This window comes from Streptomyces sp. S.PNR 29 (assembly GCF_030386795.1).
Taxonomy (GTDB): Bacteria; Actinomycetota; Actinomycetes; order Streptomycetales; family Streptomycetaceae; genus Streptomyces.
Window position 1 is genome coordinate 669,924 of sequence record NZ_JANUQM010000003.1, and the last position, 20,490, is coordinate 690,413.

General features: G+C 71.0%; 17 protein-coding genes. 14 read left to right on the top strand and 3 right to left on the bottom strand.

All coding sequences use genetic code 11. From position 1 onward, the window contains the following. Positions 1 to 147: 147 nt before the first annotated feature. The 13 genes from NW895_RS11910 to NW895_RS11970 all read left to right on the top strand — a co-directional run bounded on the left by NW895_RS11910 (position 148) and on the right by NW895_RS11970 (position 16,481). Positions 148 to 1,446 carry a homoserine dehydrogenase gene (locus NW895_RS11910; protein WP_289935524.1) on the top strand — a complete coding sequence of 433 codons (1,299 nt, stop codon included), beginning with the start codon at positions 148 to 150 and terminating at the stop codon, positions 1,444 to 1,446. A 6-nt stretch (positions 1,447 to 1,452) separates the two neighbouring features. Next, the gene (gene thrC / locus NW895_RS11915) at positions 1,453 to 2,511 is read left to right on the top strand and encodes a threonine synthase (protein ID WP_289935395.1); all 1,059 of its coding nucleotides are present in this window, start codon (positions 1,453 to 1,455) and stop codon (positions 2,509 to 2,511) included. 317 nt (positions 2,512 to 2,828) lie between these two features. Continuing rightward, entirely contained in the window at positions 2,829 to 3,746 is a 918-nt protein-coding gene (thrB, locus tag NW895_RS11920) for a homoserine kinase (protein WP_289935396.1), read from the top strand. Positions 3,747 to 4,154: 408 nt separating this feature from the next. Next, positions 4,155 to 6,155, top strand: a complete 2,001-nt coding sequence (gene rho / locus NW895_RS11925) for a transcription termination factor Rho (protein ID WP_289935397.1) — start codon at positions 4,155 to 4,157, stop codon at positions 6,153 to 6,155. 158 nt (positions 6,156 to 6,313) lie between these two features. Then, positions 6,314 to 8,119 carry a trypsin-like serine protease gene (locus NW895_RS11930; RefSeq protein ID WP_289935525.1) on the top strand — a complete coding sequence of 602 codons (1,806 nt, stop codon included), beginning with the start codon at positions 6,314 to 6,316 and terminating at the stop codon, positions 8,117 to 8,119. Between the two features lie 208 nt (positions 8,120 to 8,327). After that, positions 8,328 to 9,467: an LCP family protein gene (locus NW895_RS11935; protein WP_289935398.1), complete on the top strand. Its 1,140-nt coding sequence runs from the start codon at positions 8,328 to 8,330 to the stop codon at positions 9,465 to 9,467. Between the two features lie 182 nt (positions 9,468 to 9,649). Further along, a complete protein-coding gene (gene rpmE, locus NW895_RS11940; protein ID WP_014675000.1) occupies positions 9,650 to 9,874 on the top strand; it encodes a 50S ribosomal protein L31 in 225 nt (74 codons plus the stop codon). A 112-nt stretch (positions 9,875 to 9,986) separates the two neighbouring features. Beyond that, complete coding sequence (gene prfA / locus NW895_RS11945; protein ID WP_289935399.1) at positions 9,987 to 11,066, top strand: peptide chain release factor 1; 1,080 nt, start codon at positions 9,987 to 9,989, stop codon at positions 11,064 to 11,066. Between the two features lie 37 nt (positions 11,067 to 11,103). Next, positions 11,104 to 11,949, top strand: a complete 846-nt coding sequence (gene prmC / locus NW895_RS11950; RefSeq protein ID WP_289935400.1) for a peptide chain release factor N(5)-glutamine methyltransferase — start codon at positions 11,104 to 11,106, stop codon at positions 11,947 to 11,949. A 79-nt stretch (positions 11,950 to 12,028) separates the two neighbouring features. Continuing rightward, positions 12,029 to 12,676, top strand: coding sequence for an L-threonylcarbamoyladenylate synthase (locus NW895_RS11955; protein ID WP_289935401.1), 648 nt, complete (start codon positions 12,029 to 12,031; stop codon positions 12,674 to 12,676). Next, positions 12,673 to 13,353 (top strand): protein-tyrosine-phosphatase, encoded by a 681-nt coding sequence (locus tag NW895_RS11960; RefSeq protein WP_289935402.1) that lies wholly within the window; start codon positions 12,673 to 12,675, stop codon positions 13,351 to 13,353. The genes NW895_RS11955 and NW895_RS11960 overlap by 4 nt, the downstream gene beginning before the upstream one ends. A 401-nt stretch (positions 13,354 to 13,754) precedes the next feature. Then, a complete protein-coding gene (glyA, locus tag NW895_RS11965) occupies positions 13,755 to 14,993 on the top strand; it encodes a serine hydroxymethyltransferase (RefSeq protein WP_289935403.1) in 1,239 nt (412 codons plus the stop codon). Between the two features lie 129 nt (positions 14,994 to 15,122). After that, positions 15,123 to 16,481: an MraY family glycosyltransferase gene (locus NW895_RS11970; protein WP_289935404.1), complete on the top strand. Its 1,359-nt coding sequence runs from the start codon at positions 15,123 to 15,125 to the stop codon at positions 16,479 to 16,481. A gap of 11 nt (positions 16,482 to 16,492) precedes the next feature. Here the strand turns inward: NW895_RS11970 and NW895_RS11975 are convergent, their stop codons facing one another. The 3 genes from NW895_RS11975 to NW895_RS11985 are packed head-to-tail and all read right to left on the bottom strand — an operon-like array spanning position 16,493 to position 18,962. Next, positions 16,493 to 17,635, bottom strand: a complete 1,143-nt coding sequence (locus NW895_RS11975; RefSeq protein ID WP_289935405.1) for a methylmalonyl-CoA mutase family protein — start codon at positions 17,633 to 17,635, stop codon at positions 16,493 to 16,495. Beyond that, positions 17,632 to 17,997, bottom strand: a complete 366-nt coding sequence (locus NW895_RS11980; RefSeq protein WP_289935406.1) for a hypothetical protein — start codon at positions 17,995 to 17,997, stop codon at positions 17,632 to 17,634. Before NW895_RS11980 ends, NW895_RS11975 begins: the two co-directional genes overlap by 4 nt. 44 nt (positions 17,998 to 18,041) lie before the next feature. Further along, positions 18,042 to 18,962 (bottom strand): metallophosphoesterase, encoded by a 921-nt coding sequence (locus NW895_RS11985; RefSeq protein WP_289935407.1) that lies wholly within the window; start codon positions 18,960 to 18,962, stop codon positions 18,042 to 18,044. Positions 18,963 to 19,383: 421 nt separating this feature from the next. Between NW895_RS11985 and NW895_RS11990 the strand changes: the two genes are divergently transcribed. Continuing rightward, complete coding sequence (locus NW895_RS11990) at positions 19,384 to 20,142, top strand: alpha/beta fold hydrolase (protein ID WP_289935408.1); 759 nt, start codon at positions 19,384 to 19,386, stop codon at positions 20,140 to 20,142. The last annotated feature ends 348 nt before the right edge of the window (positions 20,143 to 20,490 follow it).

A 20,490-nucleotide genomic window follows, 5' to 3' on the forward strand; every position in this document is an offset into this window, starting at 1 on the left:
GCCGGACGCCGCCGGTGGCGGAAGATCTCCGGTCTTCCCCGGCCGCCGAAATGAAATAAACGTCTCACGATCCGGACATGGCATAGAAAGTCCCGTCCGGTGAGTGAGACTGGTCCAACCGTAGGCATGAGGAAACGAGGTCGGATGATGCGTACGCGTCCGCTGAAGGTGGCGCTGCTGGGCTGTGGAGTGGTCGGCTCTGAGGTCACGCGCATCATGACGACGCACGCCGACGACCTCGCCGCCCGGATCGGGGCCCCCGTGGAACTGGCGGGGGTCGCCGTCCGGCGGCCCTCCAAGGTCCGCGAGGGCATCGACCCGGCCCTCATCACCACCGACGCCACCGCCCTCGTCAAACGCGGCGACATCGACGTGGTCGTCGAGGTCATCGGCGGCATCGAGCCCGCCCGTACGCTGATCACCACCGCCTTCGAGCACGGCGCGTCCGTCGTCTCCGCCAACAAGGCGCTGCTCTCCCAGGACGGTGCCGCCCTGCACGCCGCCGCCGAGCAGTACGACGTCGACCTGTACTACGAGGCCGCCGTCGCCGGTGCCATCCCGCTGATCCGGCCGCTGCGCGAGTCCCTCGCCGGTGACAAGGTGAACCGGGTGCTCGGGATCGTCAACGGGACCACCAACTTCATCCTCGACAAGATGGACTCCACGGGGGCCGGGTACCAGGAGGCGCTCGACGAGGCCACCGCCCTCGGGTACGCCGAGGCCGACCCGACCGCCGACGTCGAGGGCTTCGACGCCGCCGCCAAGGCCGCCATCCTGGCCGGCATCGCCTTCCACACGCGCGTGCGCCTCGACGACGTCTACCGCGAGGGCATGACCGAGGTCACCGCCGCCGACTTCGCCTCCGCCAAGGAGATGGGCTGCACCATCAAACTGCTCGCCATCTGCGAGCGGGCCGAGGACGGCGGATCGGTCACCGCGCGCGTGCACCCCGCCATGATTCCGCTCAGCCACCCGCTCGCCTCCGTGCGCGGCGCCTACAACGCCGTCTTCGTCGAGTCCGACGCCGCCGGGCAGCTCATGTTCTACGGGCCCGGCGCCGGTGGCTCCCCGACCGCCTCCGCCGTGCTCGGCGACCTCGTCGCCGTCTGCCGCAACCGGCTGAGCGGCGCGACCGGGCCGGGCGAGTCGGCGTACGCGGCCCTGCCCGTGTCGGGCATGGGCGACGTCGTCACGCGGTATCACATCAGCCTGGACGTCGCCGACAAACCGGGCGTTCTCGCCCAGGTGGCGACCGTGTTCGCCGAGCACGGCGTGTCGATCGATACCGTTCGACAGCAAGGACGACAAGACGGAGGCGGCGAGGCCTCCCTCGTCGTCGTCACTCACCGTGCGTCCGACGCGGCCCTCGGCGGGACCGTCGAGGCGTTGCGCAAGCTCGACACCGTGCGGGGTGTCGCCAGCATCATGCGGGTTGAAGGAGAGTAACCAGCAATGACCCACCAATGGCGCGGAATCATCGAGGAGTACCGGGACCGTCTGCCGGTGTCCGACACCACGCCGGTCGTGACGCTCCGCGAGGGCGGCACGCCCCTCGTGCCCGCGCAGGTGCTCTCCGAGCGCACGGGCTGCGAGGTCCACCTCAAGGTGGAGGGGGCCAACCCGACCGGGTCCTTCAAGGACCGCGGCATGACCATGGCCATCAGCAAGGCCAAGGAGGAGGGGGCGAAGGCCGTCATCTGCGCCTCCACCGGCAACACGTCCGCCTCCGCCGCCGCGTATGCCGTGCGCGCCGGGATGGTGTCGGCCGTCCTCGTCCCGCAGGGGAAGATCGCGCTCGGCAAGATGGGCCAGGCCCTCGTGCACGGCGCGAAGATCCTGCAGGTCGACGGCAACTTCGACGACTGCCTCACGCTCGCGCGCGGACTGAGCGACAACTACCCCGTGGCGCTGGTCAATTCGGTCAATCCGGTGCGTATCGAGGGCCAGAAGACGGCGTCGTTCGAGATCGTCGACATGCTCGGCGACGCGCCCGACATCCATGTCCTGCCGGTCGGCAACGCGGGCAACATCACGGCCTACTGGAAGGGCTACAAGGAGTACGCCGCCGACGGCGTCGCCACCAAGGCCCCCCGCATGTGGGGCTTCCAGGCCTCCGGCAGTGCCCCCATCGTGCGCGGCGAGGTGGTCAAGGACCCGTCGACCATCGCCACCGCCATCCGCATCGGCAACCCGGCGTCCTGGCAGTACGCGCTTGCGGCGCGGGACGAGTCCGGCGGCCTCATCGACGAGGTGACGGACCGTGAAATCCTGCGCGCCTACCGCCTGTTGGCCTCGCAGGAAGGCGTCTTCGTCGAGCCGGCGTCCGCGGCGTCCGTGGCCGGTCTGCTGAAGGCCGCCGAGCAGGGCAAGGTCGACCCGGGCCAGCGCATCGTCTGCACCGTCACCGGCAACGGCCTGAAGGACCCTGACTGGGCCGTCGCCGGCGCCCCGCAGCCGGTCACCGTCCCCGTCGACGCCGCGACGGCGGCCGAGCGCCTCGGCCTGGTGTAACGCGCGCCTCAGTCCGGCGTATACGGGCGTAAGAGGACGCTTGCCCGGGGATGTTCCCTACGGCGGGTGCACAGGGGGCTTGCGACACGCATCGTGCGCCTCCTGTGCGCCCTATGTCGCCACTGAACCTTCCTTCGATAGGCTGTACTGAACCCGCCCGTCGCATATGCCCCTCCACAGGGCACGGTGCCGCGCCGATTCCGCGGTCCGCAGCGACGGGCACGCGGGCCGGCCTCGCGGCCGGCAGCGGTCCGGGGTCCTCGTACGTCATCGAATGACATTCGATCACCACGCAGTTCAAGGAGAGTCATCGAGCGATGGCCGGTCCAGCGTTCCGCGCCGCCGCCGTCCGGGTGCGCGTCCCCGCCACCAGCGCCAACCTCGGCCCGGGCTTCGACGCCCTCGGTCTCGCGCTGGGCTTGTACGACGACGTGGTCGTCCGGGTGGCCGACTCCGGGCTGCACATCGACATCGCGGGTGAGGGCAGCGAGACGCTCCCGCGCGATGAGAGCCACCTTCTCGTACGCTCCCTGCGCACCGCCTTCGATCTGCTGGGCGGACAGCCCCGCGGCCTGGAGATCGTCTGCGCGAACCGCATTCCGCACGGCCGGGGCCTGGGCTCCTCCTCCGCCGCCATCTGCGCCGGGATCGTCGCCGCACGCGCCGTGACCATAGGCGCCGAGGCCAAGCTCGACGACACCGCGCTGCTTGAGCTGGCCACCGAGATCGAGGGTCACCCCGACAACGTGGCGGCCTGTCTGCTGGGCGGCTTCACCCTGTCCTGGATGGAGGCCGGGGCCGCCCGGGCGATCAGGATGGAGCCCTCCGATTCCATCGTTCCGGTGGTTTTCGTGCCCGGAAAGCCGGTACTCACCGAGACCGCGCGCGGTCTGCTCCCGCGTACCGTGCCGCACGTCGACGCAGCCGCCAACGCCGGCCGTGCCGCTCTGCTCGTCGAGGCCCTGAGCAGGCGCCCGGAGCTGCTGCTGCCGGCCACCGAGGACCGCCTCCACCAGGAGTACCGCGCCCCCGCCATGCCCGAGAGCGCGGCACTGGTGGAGCGGCTGCGACACGACGGCATCCCCGCGGTGATCTCCGGCGCCGGGCCCACGGTCATGGCGCTGGCCGACGCGGGCACGGCCGACAAGGTGGAAGCGCTGGCAGGCGCGGACTGGGCCGCGAACCGGCTGAGCCTCGACCTGCAGGGCGCGAGTGTGCTGCCGCTCGCGACCTGACACACGGTTGCCGGATTTGGAGAGGGGGAATGTTTGTTGGATCCGGTAGTGTTAATCTCAAGTCTGCACCCGACCCCACCATGGCGAGGTGCCTCGTGTCCCCGTCCGGGACAGACATTCTTCCGGGAGCCCCCCAAGCCGCACTGTGTTCCGTACGTCGCACGTGGGCAGTACGCCGTACACGGACACTGAGCGGTCGGCAGGGCACGCTCCGGAACCGGTGCGACCGCGCCGCGTGACACTGACACTGGGTGCCACGGCTCAAGGAAGCGCCATCACCAGATATTTCCTCCGCCGCTTAGGCGGACCACCGCCCCGGCACGGTTCACACAGCAAGGACCGAAGCCGGACAGCACAACCGGTCGCCGAGCCAGACAGGCCGACGTCCGCTCCAGGGAAGGACCCTTCGTGAGCGACACCACCGATCTGATGGGCGCACGTGTCGAGGAGACCGCTGCCGCGCCCGCCACGGACGCCTCCGCGCCTGCCACTGGTGCCGGCTCCCGGCGGCGCCGCGGTACCGGCCTTGAGGGCATGGTGCTGGCCGAGCTGCAGCAGGTCGCATCCGGCCTCGGCATCAGGGGCACCGCGCGCATGCGCAAGAGCCAGCTGATCGAGGTCATCAAGGAGGCGCAGGCCGGGGGGGCCGCCCCGGCCGCCAAGGCCGAGGCCGCCACCGAGACCAAGCCGAAGCGTCGCGCCACCTCCAGGTCCCGTACGGGCGACGAGGCCCCCGCCGCCGAGAAGGCCGCGAAGAAGGCCGCCGAGGCCCCCGCCGAGGCTCCCGCCGAGAAGGCCGTGGCCCAGCAGCAGATCGAGATCCCCGGCCAGCCCGCCAGTGAGGATGCTCCCACCGAGCGCCGCCGCCGCCGGGCCACCGCCGAGGCGGGCGCCCCGGCCGCGGCGCCCGAGACGGTCGCCGCCGAGGCGAAGAGTGAGCCGAAGGCCGAGACGCCCGCGCAGCAGCAGCCGCAGCAGGGCGAGGGCAAGTCCGACGCCGGAGACGGCGGCGAGGGCCGCCGGCGCGACCGCCGCGAGCGCGGCCGGGACCGCGACCGCGACCGCCGGGGCAAGGGCGACGACCAGCAGGGCCAGGGCGGCGGCGGTCAGCAGCGCCAGCAGCAGGGCCAGCAGGGCGGCGGTCGTCAGGACCGTCAGCAGGACGACGACGACTTCGAGGGCGGCCGCAGGGGCCGTCGCGGGCGCTACCGCGACCGCCGTGGCCGTCGTGGCCGCGACGACGTGCAGGAGCCGCAGATCGCCGAGGACGACGTCCTGATCCCGGTCGCGGGCATCCTGGACATCCTCGACAACTACGCCTTCATCCGCACGTCCGGCTACCTGCCCGGTCCGAACGACGTGTACGTCTCCCTCGCCCAGGTCCGCAAGAACGGCCTGCGCAAGGGCGACCACATCACCGGTGCCGTGCGCCAGCCGAAGGAAGGCGAGCGCCGCGAGAAGTTCAACGCGCTGGTGCGTCTGGACTCCGTCAACGGCATGGCGCCCGAACACGGCCGTGGCCGCCCGGAGTTCAACAAGCTCACCCCGCTGTACCCGCAGGACCGCCTCCGGCTGGAGACGGACCCGGGCGTGCTGACCACCCGGATCATCGACCTGGTCTCGCCCATCGGCAAGGGCCAGCGTGGTCTGATCGTGGCCCCGCCGAAGACCGGTAAGACCATGATCATGCAGGCGATCGCCAACGCGATCACCCACAACAACCCCGAGTGCCACCTGATGGTCGTCCTCGTCGACGAGCGTCCTGAAGAGGTCACCGACATGCAGCGGTCGGTCAAGGGCGAGGTCATCTCCTCGACCTTCGACCGCCCGGCCGAGGACCACACCACGGTCGCCGAGCTCGCCATCGAGCGCGCCAAGCGCCTGGTGGAGCTGGGCCACGACGTCGTCGTGCTGCTCGACTCGATCACGCGTCTGGGCCGTGCGTACAACCTCGCCGCCCCGGCCTCCGGCCGCATCCTGTCCGGTGGTGTCGACTCGACCGCCCTGTACCCGCCGAAGCGCTTCTTCGGTGCGGCCCGCAACATCGAGGACGGCGGCTCGCTGACCATCCTCGCCACCGCCCTGGTGGACACCGGGTCCCGCATGGACGAGGTGATCTTCGAGGAGTTCAAGGGCACCGGCAACATGGAGCTCAAGCTCGACCGGAAGCTCGCCGACAAGCGCATCTTCCCGGCCGTCGACGTCGACGCGTCCGGTACGCGCAAGGAAGAGATCCTGCTGGGCGCCGAGGAGCTCAACATCGTCTGGAAGCTGCGCAGGGTGCTGCACGCGCTCGACCAGCAGCAGGCGATCGAGCTGCTCCTCGACAAGATGAAGCAGACCAAGTCGAACGTCGAGTTCCTGATGCAGATCCAGAAGACGACCCCGACGCCGGGGAACGGCGACTGAGGTCACGCCTTCATAGAGGTCTCGTAAAGGGCCGCCCCTGTGACGGGGGCGGCCCTTTACGCGTCATAGGACAGGTGTACGATCACGCTGCTTCGGGCCGTTTTTCATGCCCATGCCCGAACTTCTGACCCTGAGGGGGGACATCCGTGGGTACATCCATGTCCGGGGGTGGCCGGCACAGACGCCGGATACGCATCGGCCTGCCCGTCGCCGCGGCCGGCGTGGCCGCCGCCGTCGCCGCCGCACTGCTGACCACGTCCGCCGGCGCCGCCACCGCCCTGCCGCAGCCGACGGTCAAGCCGGCCACCGGCTCGGTGTCGCTCGCCGAGCTGGAGAAGCGCGTCGCGGGCGCGGTCGCCGGTGACGACACCGCGGGGGAGACGACCAAGAAGTCCTCCCTGAGCGCGAGCACCACCACCAGCACCGGCACCGTCGACCCGAAGATCATCGGCGGTTCGACCACCACCATCACCTCGGCGCCCTGGATGGCCCAGCTCTGGTACTACGACGACCAGGGCACCGCCGACGAGAGCGACGACCTGGGCTTCTTCTGCGGCGGCGCCGTCGTCGCGCCGACGAAGATCCTCACGGCCGCGCACTGCGTCAAGGGCTACAACTGGAAGGCGTACGGTGCCGTCGTCACCGGCACCGCCCAGCTGCCGACCACCGACAGCTCCGGCAACACCGACCTGCACGGCGGCACGGTCACCCTGCCGTGGCGGCAGTGGAACCACCCGTCGTACAACGCGACGACCATCGACAACGACATCGCGGTCATCACGCTGGCCAACCCCGTCAAGGCCACGCCGATCCGCATGACGACGTCCGGCGACACCGCCTCGTACCAGGCCGGCACCAGCGCCAAGGTCTACGGCTGGGGCCGCACCAGCTCCACCAGCGACGACATCTCCGACACGCTGAAGACGGCCACGCTGCCCATCCAGTCGGACAGCACCTGCACCGGCGCCTACGGCAGCGACTTCGTCAAGGGCCACATGGTCTGCGCGGGCAACCCCGCCACCGGCAGCGACACCGGCACCACCTCCGCCTGCAACGGCGACTCCGGCGGCCCGCTGGTCGTCAACAACCGCATCGTGGGGGTCGTGTCCTGGGGCGTGGAGGACTGCGTCGCCAAGGGCGCGTACAGCGTCTTCTCGAAGGTCAGCACGTACGTCGGCGCCGCCTACCCGCGCGTCGACGACACCAACCTCAGCGGCGACCACAAGGCCGACCTGTGGGTCCGCAACGCCTCCACCAAGACCGGCTACTCCAAGGACTCCAAGGGCACCTCGTTCGCCGCGCGCGAGTCCTGGGGCAACTGGGACGGCGTCAACGTCGTCCTGCAGACCGACCTCGACCGGGACGGCTACCAGGACCTCGTGGTCCGCGAGAGCGCCACGGGCGACGTCTACTGGATGCACTACGTCCAGTCGAGCGGCTCCTGGGCGACCAAGCAGATCTTCGACAACTGGAAGACCCGCACCCGCATCGTCGTCCCCGGTGACGTCACCGGCGACTACCTGCCCGACGTGCTCTCCGTCGACTCCTCCGGCGTCCTGTGGATCTACCCGGGCAAGGGCGACGGCACCTTCGCCACCCGCGTGAAGGTCGGCTCCGGCTGGAACCAGTACAACTCTCTGCGCGGCCACGGCGACTTCACCGGCGACGGCAAGACCGACCTGATCGCCCGCAGCAAGACGGGCAGCTACGTGTACCTGTACAAGGGCACCGGCAAGTCCGGCTCCGCCGCGTTCTCCAGCCGGATCAAGGTCCGCACCTGGAGCGGCTACAACGCCTTCGACGCGGTCGGCGACATCACCGGCGACGGCAAGGCCGACTTCCTGGCCCGTACGCCCGGCGGCACGCTGTACCTTTACCCCGGCACAGGCAAGGCGTCCAGCGAGATCTTCGCCACAAGGATCTCGCAGGGCACCGGCTTCCAGCAGTACGACATCTGGGGCTGAACTCGCAGGTGAACGAGGTACCCCCCGGTTGAACGAACACGCTCTGTGCCCACCGTCCGAGGCGGTGGGCACAGAGCGTTGTGCAACCCTTGGCCGAGATTCTCCGTCTTGCAGGGCGGAGCGACGAGGTGCGGTACAGGGTCTCGGCAAGAGACCAGGCCTGGCACTGACCTCAGGGGGTAACCGACCGACGAGAGCTGAGGAGCCCATGTCCGCCGAGAGCACGCCAGTGCCCGGGATACCGGGAGAGCCCGGCACCACCGGGCCACGCCGCCGCGCCAAGGGCCGACGCCGCAAACCCCGCGGCAAACGCCACAAAGCGCTGCTGGTCATGGCATGGACGGCCGCCGGAATCGTCGTCCTGGGCGGTACCGGCGCCGGGTACCTGTACTTCAAGCTCAACGGCAACATCGACAGCGTCGACATCGACCAGGCCCTCGGCACCGACCGCCCGGAGGCGGCCGACAACGGGTCGGAGAACATCCTCGTCCTCGGCTCCGACACCCGCGCCGGCAGCAACAAGAAGCTGGGCGGCGGCACCGACGACGGCAGCGCCCGCTCCGACACGGCGATGATCGTGCACGTCTACAAGGGCCACAAGAAGGCCAGCGTGGTCTCCATCCCGCGCGACACCCTCATCGACCGCCCCGAGTGCACCGACACCGACGGCAGGAAACATCCCGCGGAGGACGGAGTGATGTTCAACTCCGCCTACTCCACCGGCGGCGCCGCCTGCACCGTGAAGACCGTCGAGTCCATCACCGACCTCCGTATGGACCACTACCTGGAGGTCGACTTCTCCGGCTTCCAGAAGCTCATCGACGAGCTCGGCGGTGTCGAGATCACCACCACCAAGGACATCGACGACCCCGACAGTCACCTGAACCTCAAGGCCGGCACCCACATGCTGGACGGCGAGCAGGCCCTCGGCCTGGTCCGCACCCGCCACGGCGTCGGCGACGGCTCCGACCTCGGCCGCATCCAGCTCCAGCAGGCCTTCATCAAGGCCCTGGTCACCCAGGTCAAGAACGTCGGCATCTTCACCGACCCGACAAAGCTCTACGACCTCGCCGACACGGCCACCAAGACCGTGACGACCGACTCCGACCTCGGCTCGGTGAACTCCCTGATCTCCTTCGCCAACGGCCTGAAGGGCATCAGCCCGTCGAACATGCACATGGTCACGATGCCGGTCGAGTACGACCCGGACGACCCCAACCGCGTCCTCCTGCAGAAGGCCAAGGCCAAGTCGATCTGGGAGGCCCTGAAGAACGACCGGCCGATCCCGAAGTCGGCGACGAAGGGCACGGCCACCGGCGAGGCCAAGGGCGTGGTGAGCGCCGGGTAGGGGCGCGGGACGGTGTCGATGTGCGGCTCCGCCGCGTGCACCCCTCACCCCCGGGAATACTCGACGGCGACCCCCGGTTTTGGGAGATGGCGCCAGTCCTGGCAGACTGGTACGTCGGCTCCGGTTCACGCTCCGCACCCCGCGGCAGCGACCCGGCGCCCTCCCGAAACCTAGGAGACACCTTGAAGCGCGACATCCACCCCGCGTACGTCGAGACGCAGGTCAGCTGCACCTGCGGCGCGTCGTTCACCACCCGCAGCACCATCGAGTCCGGCACCATCCGGGCCGAGGTCTGCTCCGAGTGCCACCCGTTCTACACGGGCAAGCAGAAGATCCTCGACACCGGTGGCCGTGTGGCCCGCTTCGAGGCCCGCTTCGGCAAGGCTGCCGCCGGCTCCAAGAAGTAGCGAGCCCCTCTTTCGCCGGTCCACGGCCGCGCGCCCCCCTTACAGGCGTGCGCCGGGGCCGGCGTTTTTGGTCGCCCGCCCTTCCCTTCCCAAGCAGTAGCAGGAGCCAAGAATGTTCGAGGCCGTCGAGGAACTCGTCGCCGAGCACGCCGACCTGGAGAAGAAGCTCGCCGACCCGTCGGTCCACGCCGACCAGGCCAACGCGCGCAAGCTGAACAAGCGTTACGCCGAGCTCACCCCGATCGTCGCCACGTACCGCTCCTGGAAGCAGGCCGGCGACGACATCGAGACCGCGCGCGAACTGGCCGCCGACGACCCCGACTACGCTGCCGAGTTCGCCTCCGAAGTCAAGGACCTGGAGCAGCAGCGCGAGGAACTGACGGAGAAGCTCCGTCTCCTGCTCGTCCCGCGCGACCCCAGTGACGACAAGGACGTCATCCTTGAGATCAAGGCGGGCGCGGGCGGCGACGAGTCCGCCCTGTTCGCGGGCGACCTGCTGCGCATGTATCTGCGGTACGCCGAGCGGGTCGGCTGGAAGACCGAGATCATCGACGCCACCGAGTCCGAACTGGGCGGCTACAAGGACGTCCAGGTCGCGGTGAAGGCCCGTGGTCAGATCGAGCCCGGGCAGGGCGTCTGGGCCCGCCTGAAGTACGAGGGCGGGGTGCACCGCGTGCAGCGCGTGCCGGCGACCGAGTCCCAGGGCCGTATCCACACCTCCGCGGCCGGTGTGCTGGTCACGCCGGAGGCCGAGGAGGTCGACGTCGAGATCAACCCCAACGACCTGCGCATCGACGTCTACCGGTCCTCCGGACCCGGCGGACAGTCCGTCAACACCACCGACTCCGCCGTGCGCATCACGCACATCCCGACCGGAGTCGTCGCCTCCTGCCAGAACGAGAAGAGCCAGTTGCAGAACAAGGAGCAGGCACTGCGTATCCTGCGCTCCAGGCTGCTCGCCATGGCGCAGGAGGAGGCGGAGAGGGAGGCCGCCGACGCCCGCCGCAGCCAGGTCCGTACCGTCGACCGCTCCGAGAAGATCCGCACCTACAACTTCCCGGAGAACCGCATCTCGGACCACCGCGTCGGCTTCAAGGCGTACAACCTGGACCAGGTCCTGGACGGCGACCTCGACGCGGTGATCCAGGCCTGCGTCGACGCGGACTCGGCGGCGAAGCTGGCAGCCGCGTAAGGACTACGCACGGACGAGTACGACACGGAGGACTTGCGTGAACCTGCTGCTCGCGGAGGTGGCCCAGGCCACCCAGCGGCTCGCCGACGCCGGCGTGCCCTCGCCGCGCACCGACGCGGAGGAGCTCGCCGCGTTCGTGCACGGCGTCAAGCGCGGCGAGCTGCACTCCGTGAAGGACTCGGACTTCGACGCCCGGTACTGGGAGGTCGTCGCCCGCCGCGAGGCGCGCGAACCGCTCCAGCACATCACCGGGCGGGCCTACTTCCGGTACCTGGAACTCCAGGTCGGGCCCGGCGTGTTCGTGCCGCGGCCCGAGACCGAGTCCGTGGTCGGGTGGGCCATAGACGCCGTACGGGCCATGGACGTCGTCGAGCCGTGCATCGTGGACCTGTGCACCGGCTCCGGCGCCATCGCGCTCGCCCTCGCCCAGGAGGTCCCGCGCTCCCGCGTGCACGCCGTGGAGCTGTCCGAGGACGCCCTGGTGTGGACCCGTAAGAACGTGGAGGGGTCCAGGGTCGAACTGCGCCAGGGAGACGCGCTGACGGCCTTCCCGGACCTCGACGGCCAGGTCGACCTGGTGATCTCCAACCCGCCGTACATCCCGCTCACCGAGTGGGAGTACGTCGCGCCCGAGGCACGGGACTACGACCCGCAGCTGGCCCTGTTCTCCGGCGAGGACGGCCTCGACCTCATCCGCGGCCTGGAACGCACCGCGCACCGGCTGCTGCGCCCCGGCGGGGTCGTCGTCGTCGAGCACGCCGACACCCAGGGCGGCCAGGTGCCGTGGATCTTCGCCGAGGACCGGGGCTGGACCGACGCCGCGGATCATCCCGACCTCAACAACCGTCCCCGTTTCGCCACGGCCCGCAAGGCGCTGCCGTGAGCACCCCGCAGTCCTCGCAGTCCCCGCAGTCTTCGAAGACTTCACCCCAGCAGCACGTGTACGAGGAGGCCAGCTAAAGATGGCACGGCGATACGACACCAATGACGCGACCGACCGCGCGACCGGTCTGCGTGAGGCCGCGTCCGCCGTCCGCCGTGGCGAGCTCGTGGTGCTGCCGACGGACACGGTGTACGGCATCGGCGCCGACGCGTTCTCCGCGGAGGCCGTCGCGGACCTGCTGGAGGCCAAGGGGCGGGGCCGCAACATGCCCACCCCCGTCCTGATCGGCTCCCCGAACACGCTTCACGGTCTCGTCACCGACTTCTCCGAGCTGGCCTGGGAGCTGGTGGACGCGTTCTGGCCGGGCGCGCTGACGCTCGTGGCGCGGCACCAGCCGTCCCTGCAGTGGGACCTCGGGGACACCCGGGGCACGGTCGCCGTGCGCATGCCGCTGCACCCGGTCGCCATCGAGCTGCTGACGGAGGTCGGCCCCATGGCCGTCTCGTCCGCCAATCTCACCGGGCACCCGGCGCCGGAGGACTGTGACGCCGCGCAGGAGATGCTCGGCGACTCCGTCTCCGTCTACCTGGACGGCGGCCCGACGCCCGGCAACGTCCCCTCCTCGATCGTCGACGTCACCCGTGAGGTGCCGCTGCTGCTGCGTGAGGGCGCGTTGTCGGCGGACGAGCTGCGCAAGGTCGTACCCGACCTCGAGGTGGCGAATTGACGGCCCCTGACGCGGGGCGTGGCATAGGCAACGGGGAAAGCGCGGCGGAGATCACGACGACGTTCGTGGGGCTTCCCCGCGACAGCTTCCGCATCCTCCACGTCAGCACCGGCAACGTGTGCCGCTCGCCCATCACCGAGCGGCTGACCCGTCATTTCGTCCAGGAGCGGCTCGGCATCCTGGGCGGCGGGCTGATCGTGGAGAGCGCGGGCACCTGGGGGCACGAGGGTGCGCCCATGGAGGCCCACGCGGAGACCGTGCTGGCCGACTTCGGCGCGGATGCCTCCGGCTTCGTCGGCCGGGAGCTGCTGGACGAGCACGTGATCCGTGCCGACCTGGTGCTGACGGCGACCCGCGATCACCGCGCCCAGGTCATCTCCATGGGTCACTCGGCGGGCCTGCGCACCTTCACGCTGAAGGAGTTCACCCGCCTGGTGAAGGCGATCGACCCGGCCACCCTGCCGCCCCTGGAGGAGGGCGTGGTCGCCCGCGCCCGCGCCCTGGTCCGCGCCGCCGCCGCGCTCCGCGGCTGGCTGCTCGCGCCCACGGCCGAGGCGGACGAGGTGTACGACCCGTACGGGGCCCCGCTGACGTTCTTCCGGTCCATCGGCGAGGAGATACACCAGGCGCTGGATCCGGTGGTCACGGCGCTGACGGGGGTTCCCGCGCGTACGTAGGCGGCATCGCGGAGGGGGCGCGGTACGGAGGGTTTGCGCGGGACGGTGGGTGGTCGCTCGGGCGCCCTGTGGGGGGCGTGGGCCGGTCGGGTGGTGCGGTGTGGTCGGGTCGGCCTGGCGGCAGCGCCGTGGCCGGTGGTGGGTGGGCGGCTGAGGTGGTGTGTGGCGATGGGTGGCCTGGTGCGGGCCGGGGGCTCGGGGCGTGTGGTCGTGTGCCGTGGGGTGGTGGGCTGGGGGAGGCCCGCGCGGTGTGCGGCGGGGTTCGTGCCTGTCGGGGTGTGCGTGCCGGAGCGGTGCCCGGGGGTCGGGGCCGGTCGCAGGAATGGGTGGTAACACCGGGCACCCCAGGCGTCCCCGGCCTACATTGGACGTACGTCACCGTCGACGCCCCGGAGCGCACCATGTCGGTCACCCATGCCCCCACGGCCGATGTCCTGCGGCGGCAGGACCCCGAGCTGGCCGAGATCCTGCTCGGGGAGCTCGACCGGCAGTCGACGACGCTGCAGTTGATCGCCGCCGAGAACTTCACGTCGCCGGCGGTGCTGGCCGCGCTCGGCTCACCCCTCGCCAACAAGTACGCCGAGGGCTACCCGGGGGCGCGGCACCACGGTGGCTGTGAGCTCGTCGACGTCGCCGAGAGCATCGCCGTGGAGCGGGCCAGGACGCTGTTCGGGGCCGTACACGCCAATGTGCAGCCGCACTCGGGATCGTCGGCGGTACTGGCCGCGTACGCCGCCCTGCTCCGCCCCGGCGACAGCGTGCTGGCGCTCGGCCTGCCGTACGGCGGCCACCTCACGCACGGCTCGCCCGCCAACTTCTCCGGCCGCTGGTTCGACTTCGTCGGCTACGGGGTCGATGCCGAGAGCGGGCTCATCGATCACGACCAGGTGCGCACCCTGGCCCGTACGCACCGCCCCAAGGCGATCGTGTGCGGGTCGATCGCCTACCCCCGGCACATCGACTACGCCTTCTTCCGTGAGGTCGCCGACGAGGTCGGCGCGTATCTGATCGCCGACGCCGCGCATCCCATCGGGCTCGTGGCCGGAGGAGCGGCGCCCTCTCCGGTGCCGTACGCCGATGTGGTGTGCGCGACCACGCACAAGGTGCTGCGCGGGCCGCGCGGCGGGATGATCCTGTGCGGCAGCGAGCTGGCCGAGCGGGTCGACCGGGCCGTCTTCCCCTTCACGCAGGGCGGCGCGCAGATGCACACCATCGCCGCGAAGGCGGTCGCGTTCGGGGAGGCGGCGACACCGGCGTTCGCCGCGTACGCCCATCAGGTGGTCGCCAATGCGAGGGCCCTGGCGGCCGGGCTGGCCGACGAGGGGCTGGTGGTCACGACCGGCGGGACGGACACCCACCTGCTGACCGCCGACCCTGGGCCGCTCGGCGTGGACGGGCGGGCCGCGCGGGGACGGCTGGCGGCCGCCGGGATGGTCCTGGACTGCTGTGCGCTGCCGCACGCCCACGCGCGCGGGCTGCGCCTGGGCACGGCGGCGGTGACCACGCAGGGCATGGGCGAGGGGGAGATGGGCAAGATCGCCGCGTTGCTCGCGGGGGTCCTCAGGGGTGAGATCGATGCCACAACGGCGCGTGAAGAAGTACGGGAGCTGGCCGGTGGATTTCCGCCGTATCCACGCTGAGTCTGGGTAGGCGCACTCGCGGACACAGGCACGCATGCAACCATCTTCGCTACCCGGAAGTCCTCATCCGTATGCGTGCGTCGCTAGGGTGTGAGGCTGGAATGGCCAGCGAGACCTGTGGGGAAGCCCGTGCGTGAATACCTGCTGACGCTCTGCATCACGGCCGCGGTGACGTATCTGCTGACAGGGCCGGTACGGAAGTTCGCGATCGTGGCGGGGGCGATGCCGGAGATCCGGGCCCGGGACGTGCACCGGGAACCGACTCCGCGGCTCGGCGGTATCGCGATGTTCTTCGGGCTGTGCGCCGGCCTGCTGGTCGCGGACCACCTGACCAACCTCAACCAGGTCTTCGAGAACTCCAACGAGCCACGGGCCCTGCTCTCGGGCGCGGCCCTGATCTGGCTGATCGGCGTCCTGGACGACAAGTTCGAGATCGACGCCCTGATCAAGCTGGGCGGCCAGATGATCGCCGCGGGTGTGATGGTCGTCCAGGGTCTGACGATCCTATGGCTGCCGATCCCGGGTGTCGGCTCGGTGGCGCTCACCCAGTGGCAGGGCACCCTGCTGACGGTGGCGCTCGTCGTCATCACCATCAACGCGGTGAACTTCGTGGACGGCCTCGACGGTCTCGCCGCCGGGATGGTGTGCATCGCGGCGACGGCGTTCTTCCTGTACGCCTACCGCATCTGGTACTCCTACGGCGTCGAGGCCGCGGCCCCGGCGACGCTCTTCTCGGCGATCCTGATGGGCATGTGCCTGGGTTTCCTGCCGCACAACATGCACCCGGCGCGGATCTTCATGGGCGACTCCGGCTCGATGCTCATCGGCCTGGTTCTCGCCGCGGGCGCGATCTCGGTGACGGGGCAGGTCGACCCGGACGCGCTCAACCTGTACGTCGGGTCCGAGAAGGAGGCCGTGCACCAGACGGTCCCCGTCTACATCCCGCTGCTGCTGCCGCTGACCATCATCGCGGTGCCGGCCGCCGACCTGATCCTGGCCATCGTGCGGCGCACCTGGCGCGGCCAGTCGCCGTTCGCCGCCGACCGGGGGCACCTGCACCACCGGCTGCTGGAGATCGGCCACTCGCACAGCAGGGCCGTGCTGATCATGTACTTCTGGTCGGCGCTGATCGCGTTCGGCGCGCTCGCCTACTCCGTCAACTCGGCGTCCATGTGGATCGTGCTGGGCATCGTCTTCCTGAGCGCGATCGGCCTCGTGCTGCTCCTGCTGCCGCGGTTCACGCCGCGTGCCCCGCGCTGGGCGGAGCACTTCGTGCCGCCGCGCTACCGGCGCCGGGGCTCGCCCGCCGGTGCCGTCGAGCCGGCCCTCACGGCGTCCGCCCACGCCCCCCGTGCGACGGCCCCGCCGAACGGCGCGGTCCGCGAGGCGGGCGGCAGGACGCTGCACGGCAGCACCGCGCTGTCGGAGCTGACGGAGAACGCCGCCGCGGGAGCGCGCTTCAGGGCGCACGAGAAGGAGCGGGCGTAGGGGCTGGGCGGTCAGTGGGGGGTGACCGGGGGGCTCGCGGCCCAGGTGTCGCGCAGCGCCGTGCAGACCTCGCCGAGGGTGGCCCGGGAGGCCAGGGCGTCTCGTAGCGGGTGGAGAACGTTGTCGTCGCCCTGCGCCGCCTCGCACAGCCGCAGGAGGGCCTTGTCCACGGTCGGCTGGACGCGCCAGGCGCGGAGCTTGGCCAGACGCTCGGTCTGAAGGGCCCGGACGGCGTGCGACGCCGCCCAGGGGCGGGCCAGTCGGGGGCGGTGGTGCACGGGCCCGCCGGTGCCGTGGACGCCGAACAGCTCGGGGCCCCGGCTCCCCTCCAGGACCGTCGGCAGCCCGCCGAGCCGTGCGACGCGGTCCAGCAGGGCGGCCGCGGCTGCTTCGAGGCCGTCCGCCGACGGTGTCGCGGCCTGGTGGCGGGCGGGGACGGCCGTGTGCAGGCGTGGGGCGGGGCCCGGGCCGAGGCGGGCGTGGACCGTACGGGCCCACAGCCGGCGTACGGCGCGCAGCTTGGCCCGGGTGTCGCGCCCGGTGCGGGCGGCGGAGACGCACAGGGCCGTGCGGGCCGCGACGGCGGCGGGGTCCAGGCCGGCCGCGGCCGCGGTCAGCAGGTACTCGGTGCCGGCGGCCACGGTGAAGGCGATCTCCTGGGCGGGGTCCGCTCCGGCGTCGGTGAGCCGGTGGCCACGGACGGTCAGGCACCGCCAGCGGGGCAGTTCGGCCAGGCCGTAGGCGCACACGTCCCGGACGAGCCGCAGGGACGCGCGCGGCGGGAACGGGCCGGGGCCGGACAGCAGCAGGTCCGTCAGGGCGTCGTTGCCGACGCTGCCCGCCAGTCGGCCGGCCGGCGCCCCGTGTTCCTCGGCGACGAGCCGGTACAGGACGAGGAGGGGCGCGGCGCAGGTGTCGGCGGCCAGGGACACCGCGATCCGGTCCAGCGGCAGCCCGCCGAGCAGTACGCGCATGTCGTCGATGGAGTCGACGGGCACACCCCGGTGACCGACCAGTCCCCAGGCGGCCGGTGCGGCGGAGTCGAGGCCGGTCCGCGTGGGCGGATCGAAGGAGACCGCCAGCTTCCGGGCACCGCCATCGACCAGCCCCCGCAGCCGGGCGTTGACCTGCGCAGCCCCCTCGCACCCCCTCACGGCCCGCCCGGCCTGCGGGCGCCTGGGCGGGCAGCGGCGGCGCCGGCGGGCGGAGTGCCGGGGGCGGTGACGGGGTGACGCGCGGCGTCGGCGGTGGGGTGGGATGCGGCGCCGGTGACTGGGCGTGGCGCGAGGGTGTCGGTGGTGGTGGGTCTGGGGGTGGTGAAGGGGTGGGCCGGGGCGCCTGTGGTGGTGCCGGGGGCGTGCAGACCGGCGGTGCCGGCGTGCGGGACGTTCGGGGGCCTGGTGGTGAGGGCGAGAGCTGTGGGAGGCGTGTGCGGAGGCTCCAGGGCGCCACGTTTCGCTGGGTGTCTGGCGAGCCGGGGTGCCCGGTGGTGGGGCGGTGGTGTGTGCTCGGTCATGGCTCCAGATGGGGGTCCGGCGGGGTGCAGGCGCGAGCGGGGCCTCAGGAGGTCGTCGTGGCCGGGGCGGGGCGGACGGCGGTCGGCGCGGCGGGCAGGACGGGGACCGGCCACTGGGCGGGGCGGGGGAAGCGCTGCCACTCCCTGGGGTAGCCCAGGGACACCTCGTGGTGCGGTACGCCGTCGCAGCGCAGGGTGCGCGGGATGTGCAGGTGGCCGTAGACCACGGCGGCCGCCCGGTACCTCAGGTGCCAGTCGGCGGTGGCGGTGGTGCCGCACCACGGGGCGAACTCGGGGTGGCGCAGGATGTGGAGCGGATCGCGGACCAGGGGGAAGTGGTTGACGAGCACGGTCGGCAGGCCGTCGGGCAGCGCGTCGAGCCGGGGGCGCGTCCCGGCGATCCGGGCCCTGCACCAGGCCTCGCGGCTGGGGTACGGGTCGGGGGACAGCAGGAACTCGTCGGTGCAGATGACGCCCGCCTCGTCGGCCAGGCGCAGTGCGTGGGCCTTGGAGAAGGCGCCCGGGGGCAGGAAGCTGTAGTCGTAGAGCAGGAAGAGCGGGACGACGACGGCGGGGCCGCCCGCGCCGTGCCACACGGGGTAGGGGTCCTCGGGGGTATCGACGCCCAACTCGCGGCAGACGTCGACCAGATGCCGGTACTTCCGCTCACCGCACAGCTCGTCCGGGTCACCGGGCGCGGTCCACAGTTCGTGGTTGCCGGGGACCCACACCACGCGGGCGAACCGGTCACGCAGCAGGGACAGCGCCCAGGTGACGTCTGTCACGGACTCGCCCACGTCACCGGCGACGAGCAGCCAGTCGTCGGGGGACCCGGGGCGCAGGTTCCGTACGACGTCGCGGTTCTGCTCGTGGCGTACGTGCAGGTCGCTGACGGCCAGCAGCCGGCCGTCACGGGGGGAGGAGGCGGGAGCGTCGCCGGCATCGACGAGGTGGGCTCGGCTCACTGCTCCACCCCCCTGTGACGGACGGGGCCGCCGTTGATGGCGACCGCACGGCTCACAGCCTGAGCCACCCGCCCGGCCGGCGGGAACCCCTAAACCACGTGCCCGCGTGCCGGGCCCCGCGTCCCCCGGGCATCGGGGTGGCCGGTACGGGTCCCCCTGACAGGGCGTGGGGCGGGGCGTGCCGGGCTTCGGTCGGAGTGTGCTGTGGGCCACATCCTGCGGTGAGACGTCCGTCACCTCCCGTACCGGGTCGGCGCCCGCGGTGCTGGCCTTGACTGTCTCGGTCACCCCGGCCCCGAGCGGAGTAGGGGGGTGCGGTTCCGGTTAGGGGTTGTGGGGGCCTTACGGGGCGGCCAAGCATGGTTGTGCGAGTCAACGGCCTTCTGTGTCAGCCCGCGAGCCACGAATGAAAGGTTCTATCGTGAGTGCCCCCCACGTCGGCGAGAATCTGTGGGTACGTCAGTTCCACCCGGCTCCGGCCGCGGCGACCCGGCTCGTCTGTTTCCCTCACGCCGGTGGATCCGCCCCCTACTACCTCCCGGTGTCGAAGGCTCTGAGCCCCGGAGTCGACGTACTGGCCATCCAGTACCCGGGCCGGCAGGACCGCCGCCAGGAGAAGTGCATCGACAACATCGCCGACCTGGCCGACGCCGTGACGGCCGAACTGCTGCCCTGGGCCGACCGGCCGCTGGTGCTGTTCGGGCACAGCATGGGGGCCACGCTCGCCTTCGAGGTGGCGTTGCGGCTGGAGCGCAAGGACATCGTGCCCCTCGCGCTGTTCGCCTCCGGCCGGCGGGCGCCCTCGCGGTACCGCGACGAGCGAGTGCACCAGCGCAGTGACGACGAGATCATCCAGGAGCTGAAGACCCTGAGCGGGACCAGCTCCGAGGTTCTCGGCAACGAGGAGATCCTGCGCATGGCGCTGCCGGCCATCCGCGGGGACTACACGGCCGCAGAGACCTACCGGCACACCGACGGGGCGCGGCTCGCCGCGCCGATCCACGTGCACTACGGCACGGAGGATCCGCGGGTCAGCCGCGAGGAGGCGGAGGCCTGGGCCGAGCACACCGAAGGCCGCTTCGAGATCCAGCCTCATCCGGGCGGGCACTTCTACCTCAACGACGAGGGACCGCGTGTGATCGAGGCGATTTCCCGCGTCTGTTCGACCGTCACGACATAAGGCGCACCGCTGCGGGGGACGGGCGGCTCGATGGGGTGCTGCCGTGAAACTGCGGCAGCATTTCTCTTTTTGTCCGCAAGCGATTCAGCGTGTAATTTCGAGTTTTTTGCCGAGCGTTGTGCGGCGGGTCGAATGACGGTGATTCTCCCTGCGGATGCCTGTGAGTCACTCCCTCCGTCCCATGCGGGACCTGCGGGTATGTGACTCCTTCGGGCGGGATGAGTCCTGGCCTTGGCCGATTCTTACTCTCCCTTGGCCAAAGCTTTTCGTCGTTGACATGCGTTGCGTGCAAGTGTTCTACTCGTACAGTATTCGGGGTCCGAAAGTCTTGACCAGAGGCATGACGAG

Excerpts from the sequence above, each read along its gene's own strand:
- NW895_RS11935 (WP_289935398.1), top strand. The coding sequence starts at position 8,328 with ATGTCCGCCGAGAGCACGCCAGTGCCCGGGATACCGGGAGAGCCCGGC.
- NW895_RS11910 (WP_289935524.1), top strand. The coding sequence starts at position 148 with ATGCGTACGCGTCCGCTGAAGGTGGCGCTGCTGGGCTGTGGAGTGGTC.
- NW895_RS11930 (WP_289935525.1), top strand. The coding sequence starts at position 6,314 with ATGTCCGGGGGTGGCCGGCACAGACGCCGGATACGCATCGGCCTGCCC.
- glyA (WP_289935403.1), top strand. The coding sequence starts at position 13,755 with ATGTCGGTCACCCATGCCCCCACGGCCGATGTCCTGCGGCGGCAGGAC.
- thrC (WP_289935395.1), top strand. The coding sequence starts at position 1,453 with ATGACCCACCAATGGCGCGGAATCATCGAGGAGTACCGGGACCGTCTG.
- prfA (WP_289935399.1), top strand. The coding sequence starts at position 9,987 with ATGTTCGAGGCCGTCGAGGAACTCGTCGCCGAGCACGCCGACCTGGAG.
- thrB (WP_289935396.1), top strand. The coding sequence starts at position 2,829 with ATGGCCGGTCCAGCGTTCCGCGCCGCCGCCGTCCGGGTGCGCGTCCCC.
- NW895_RS11955 (WP_289935401.1), top strand. The coding sequence starts at position 12,029 with ATGGCACGGCGATACGACACCAATGACGCGACCGACCGCGCGACCGGT.
- NW895_RS11980 (WP_289935406.1), bottom strand. The coding sequence starts at position 17,997 with ATGACCGAGCACACACCACCGCCCCACCACCGGGCACCCCGGCTCGCC.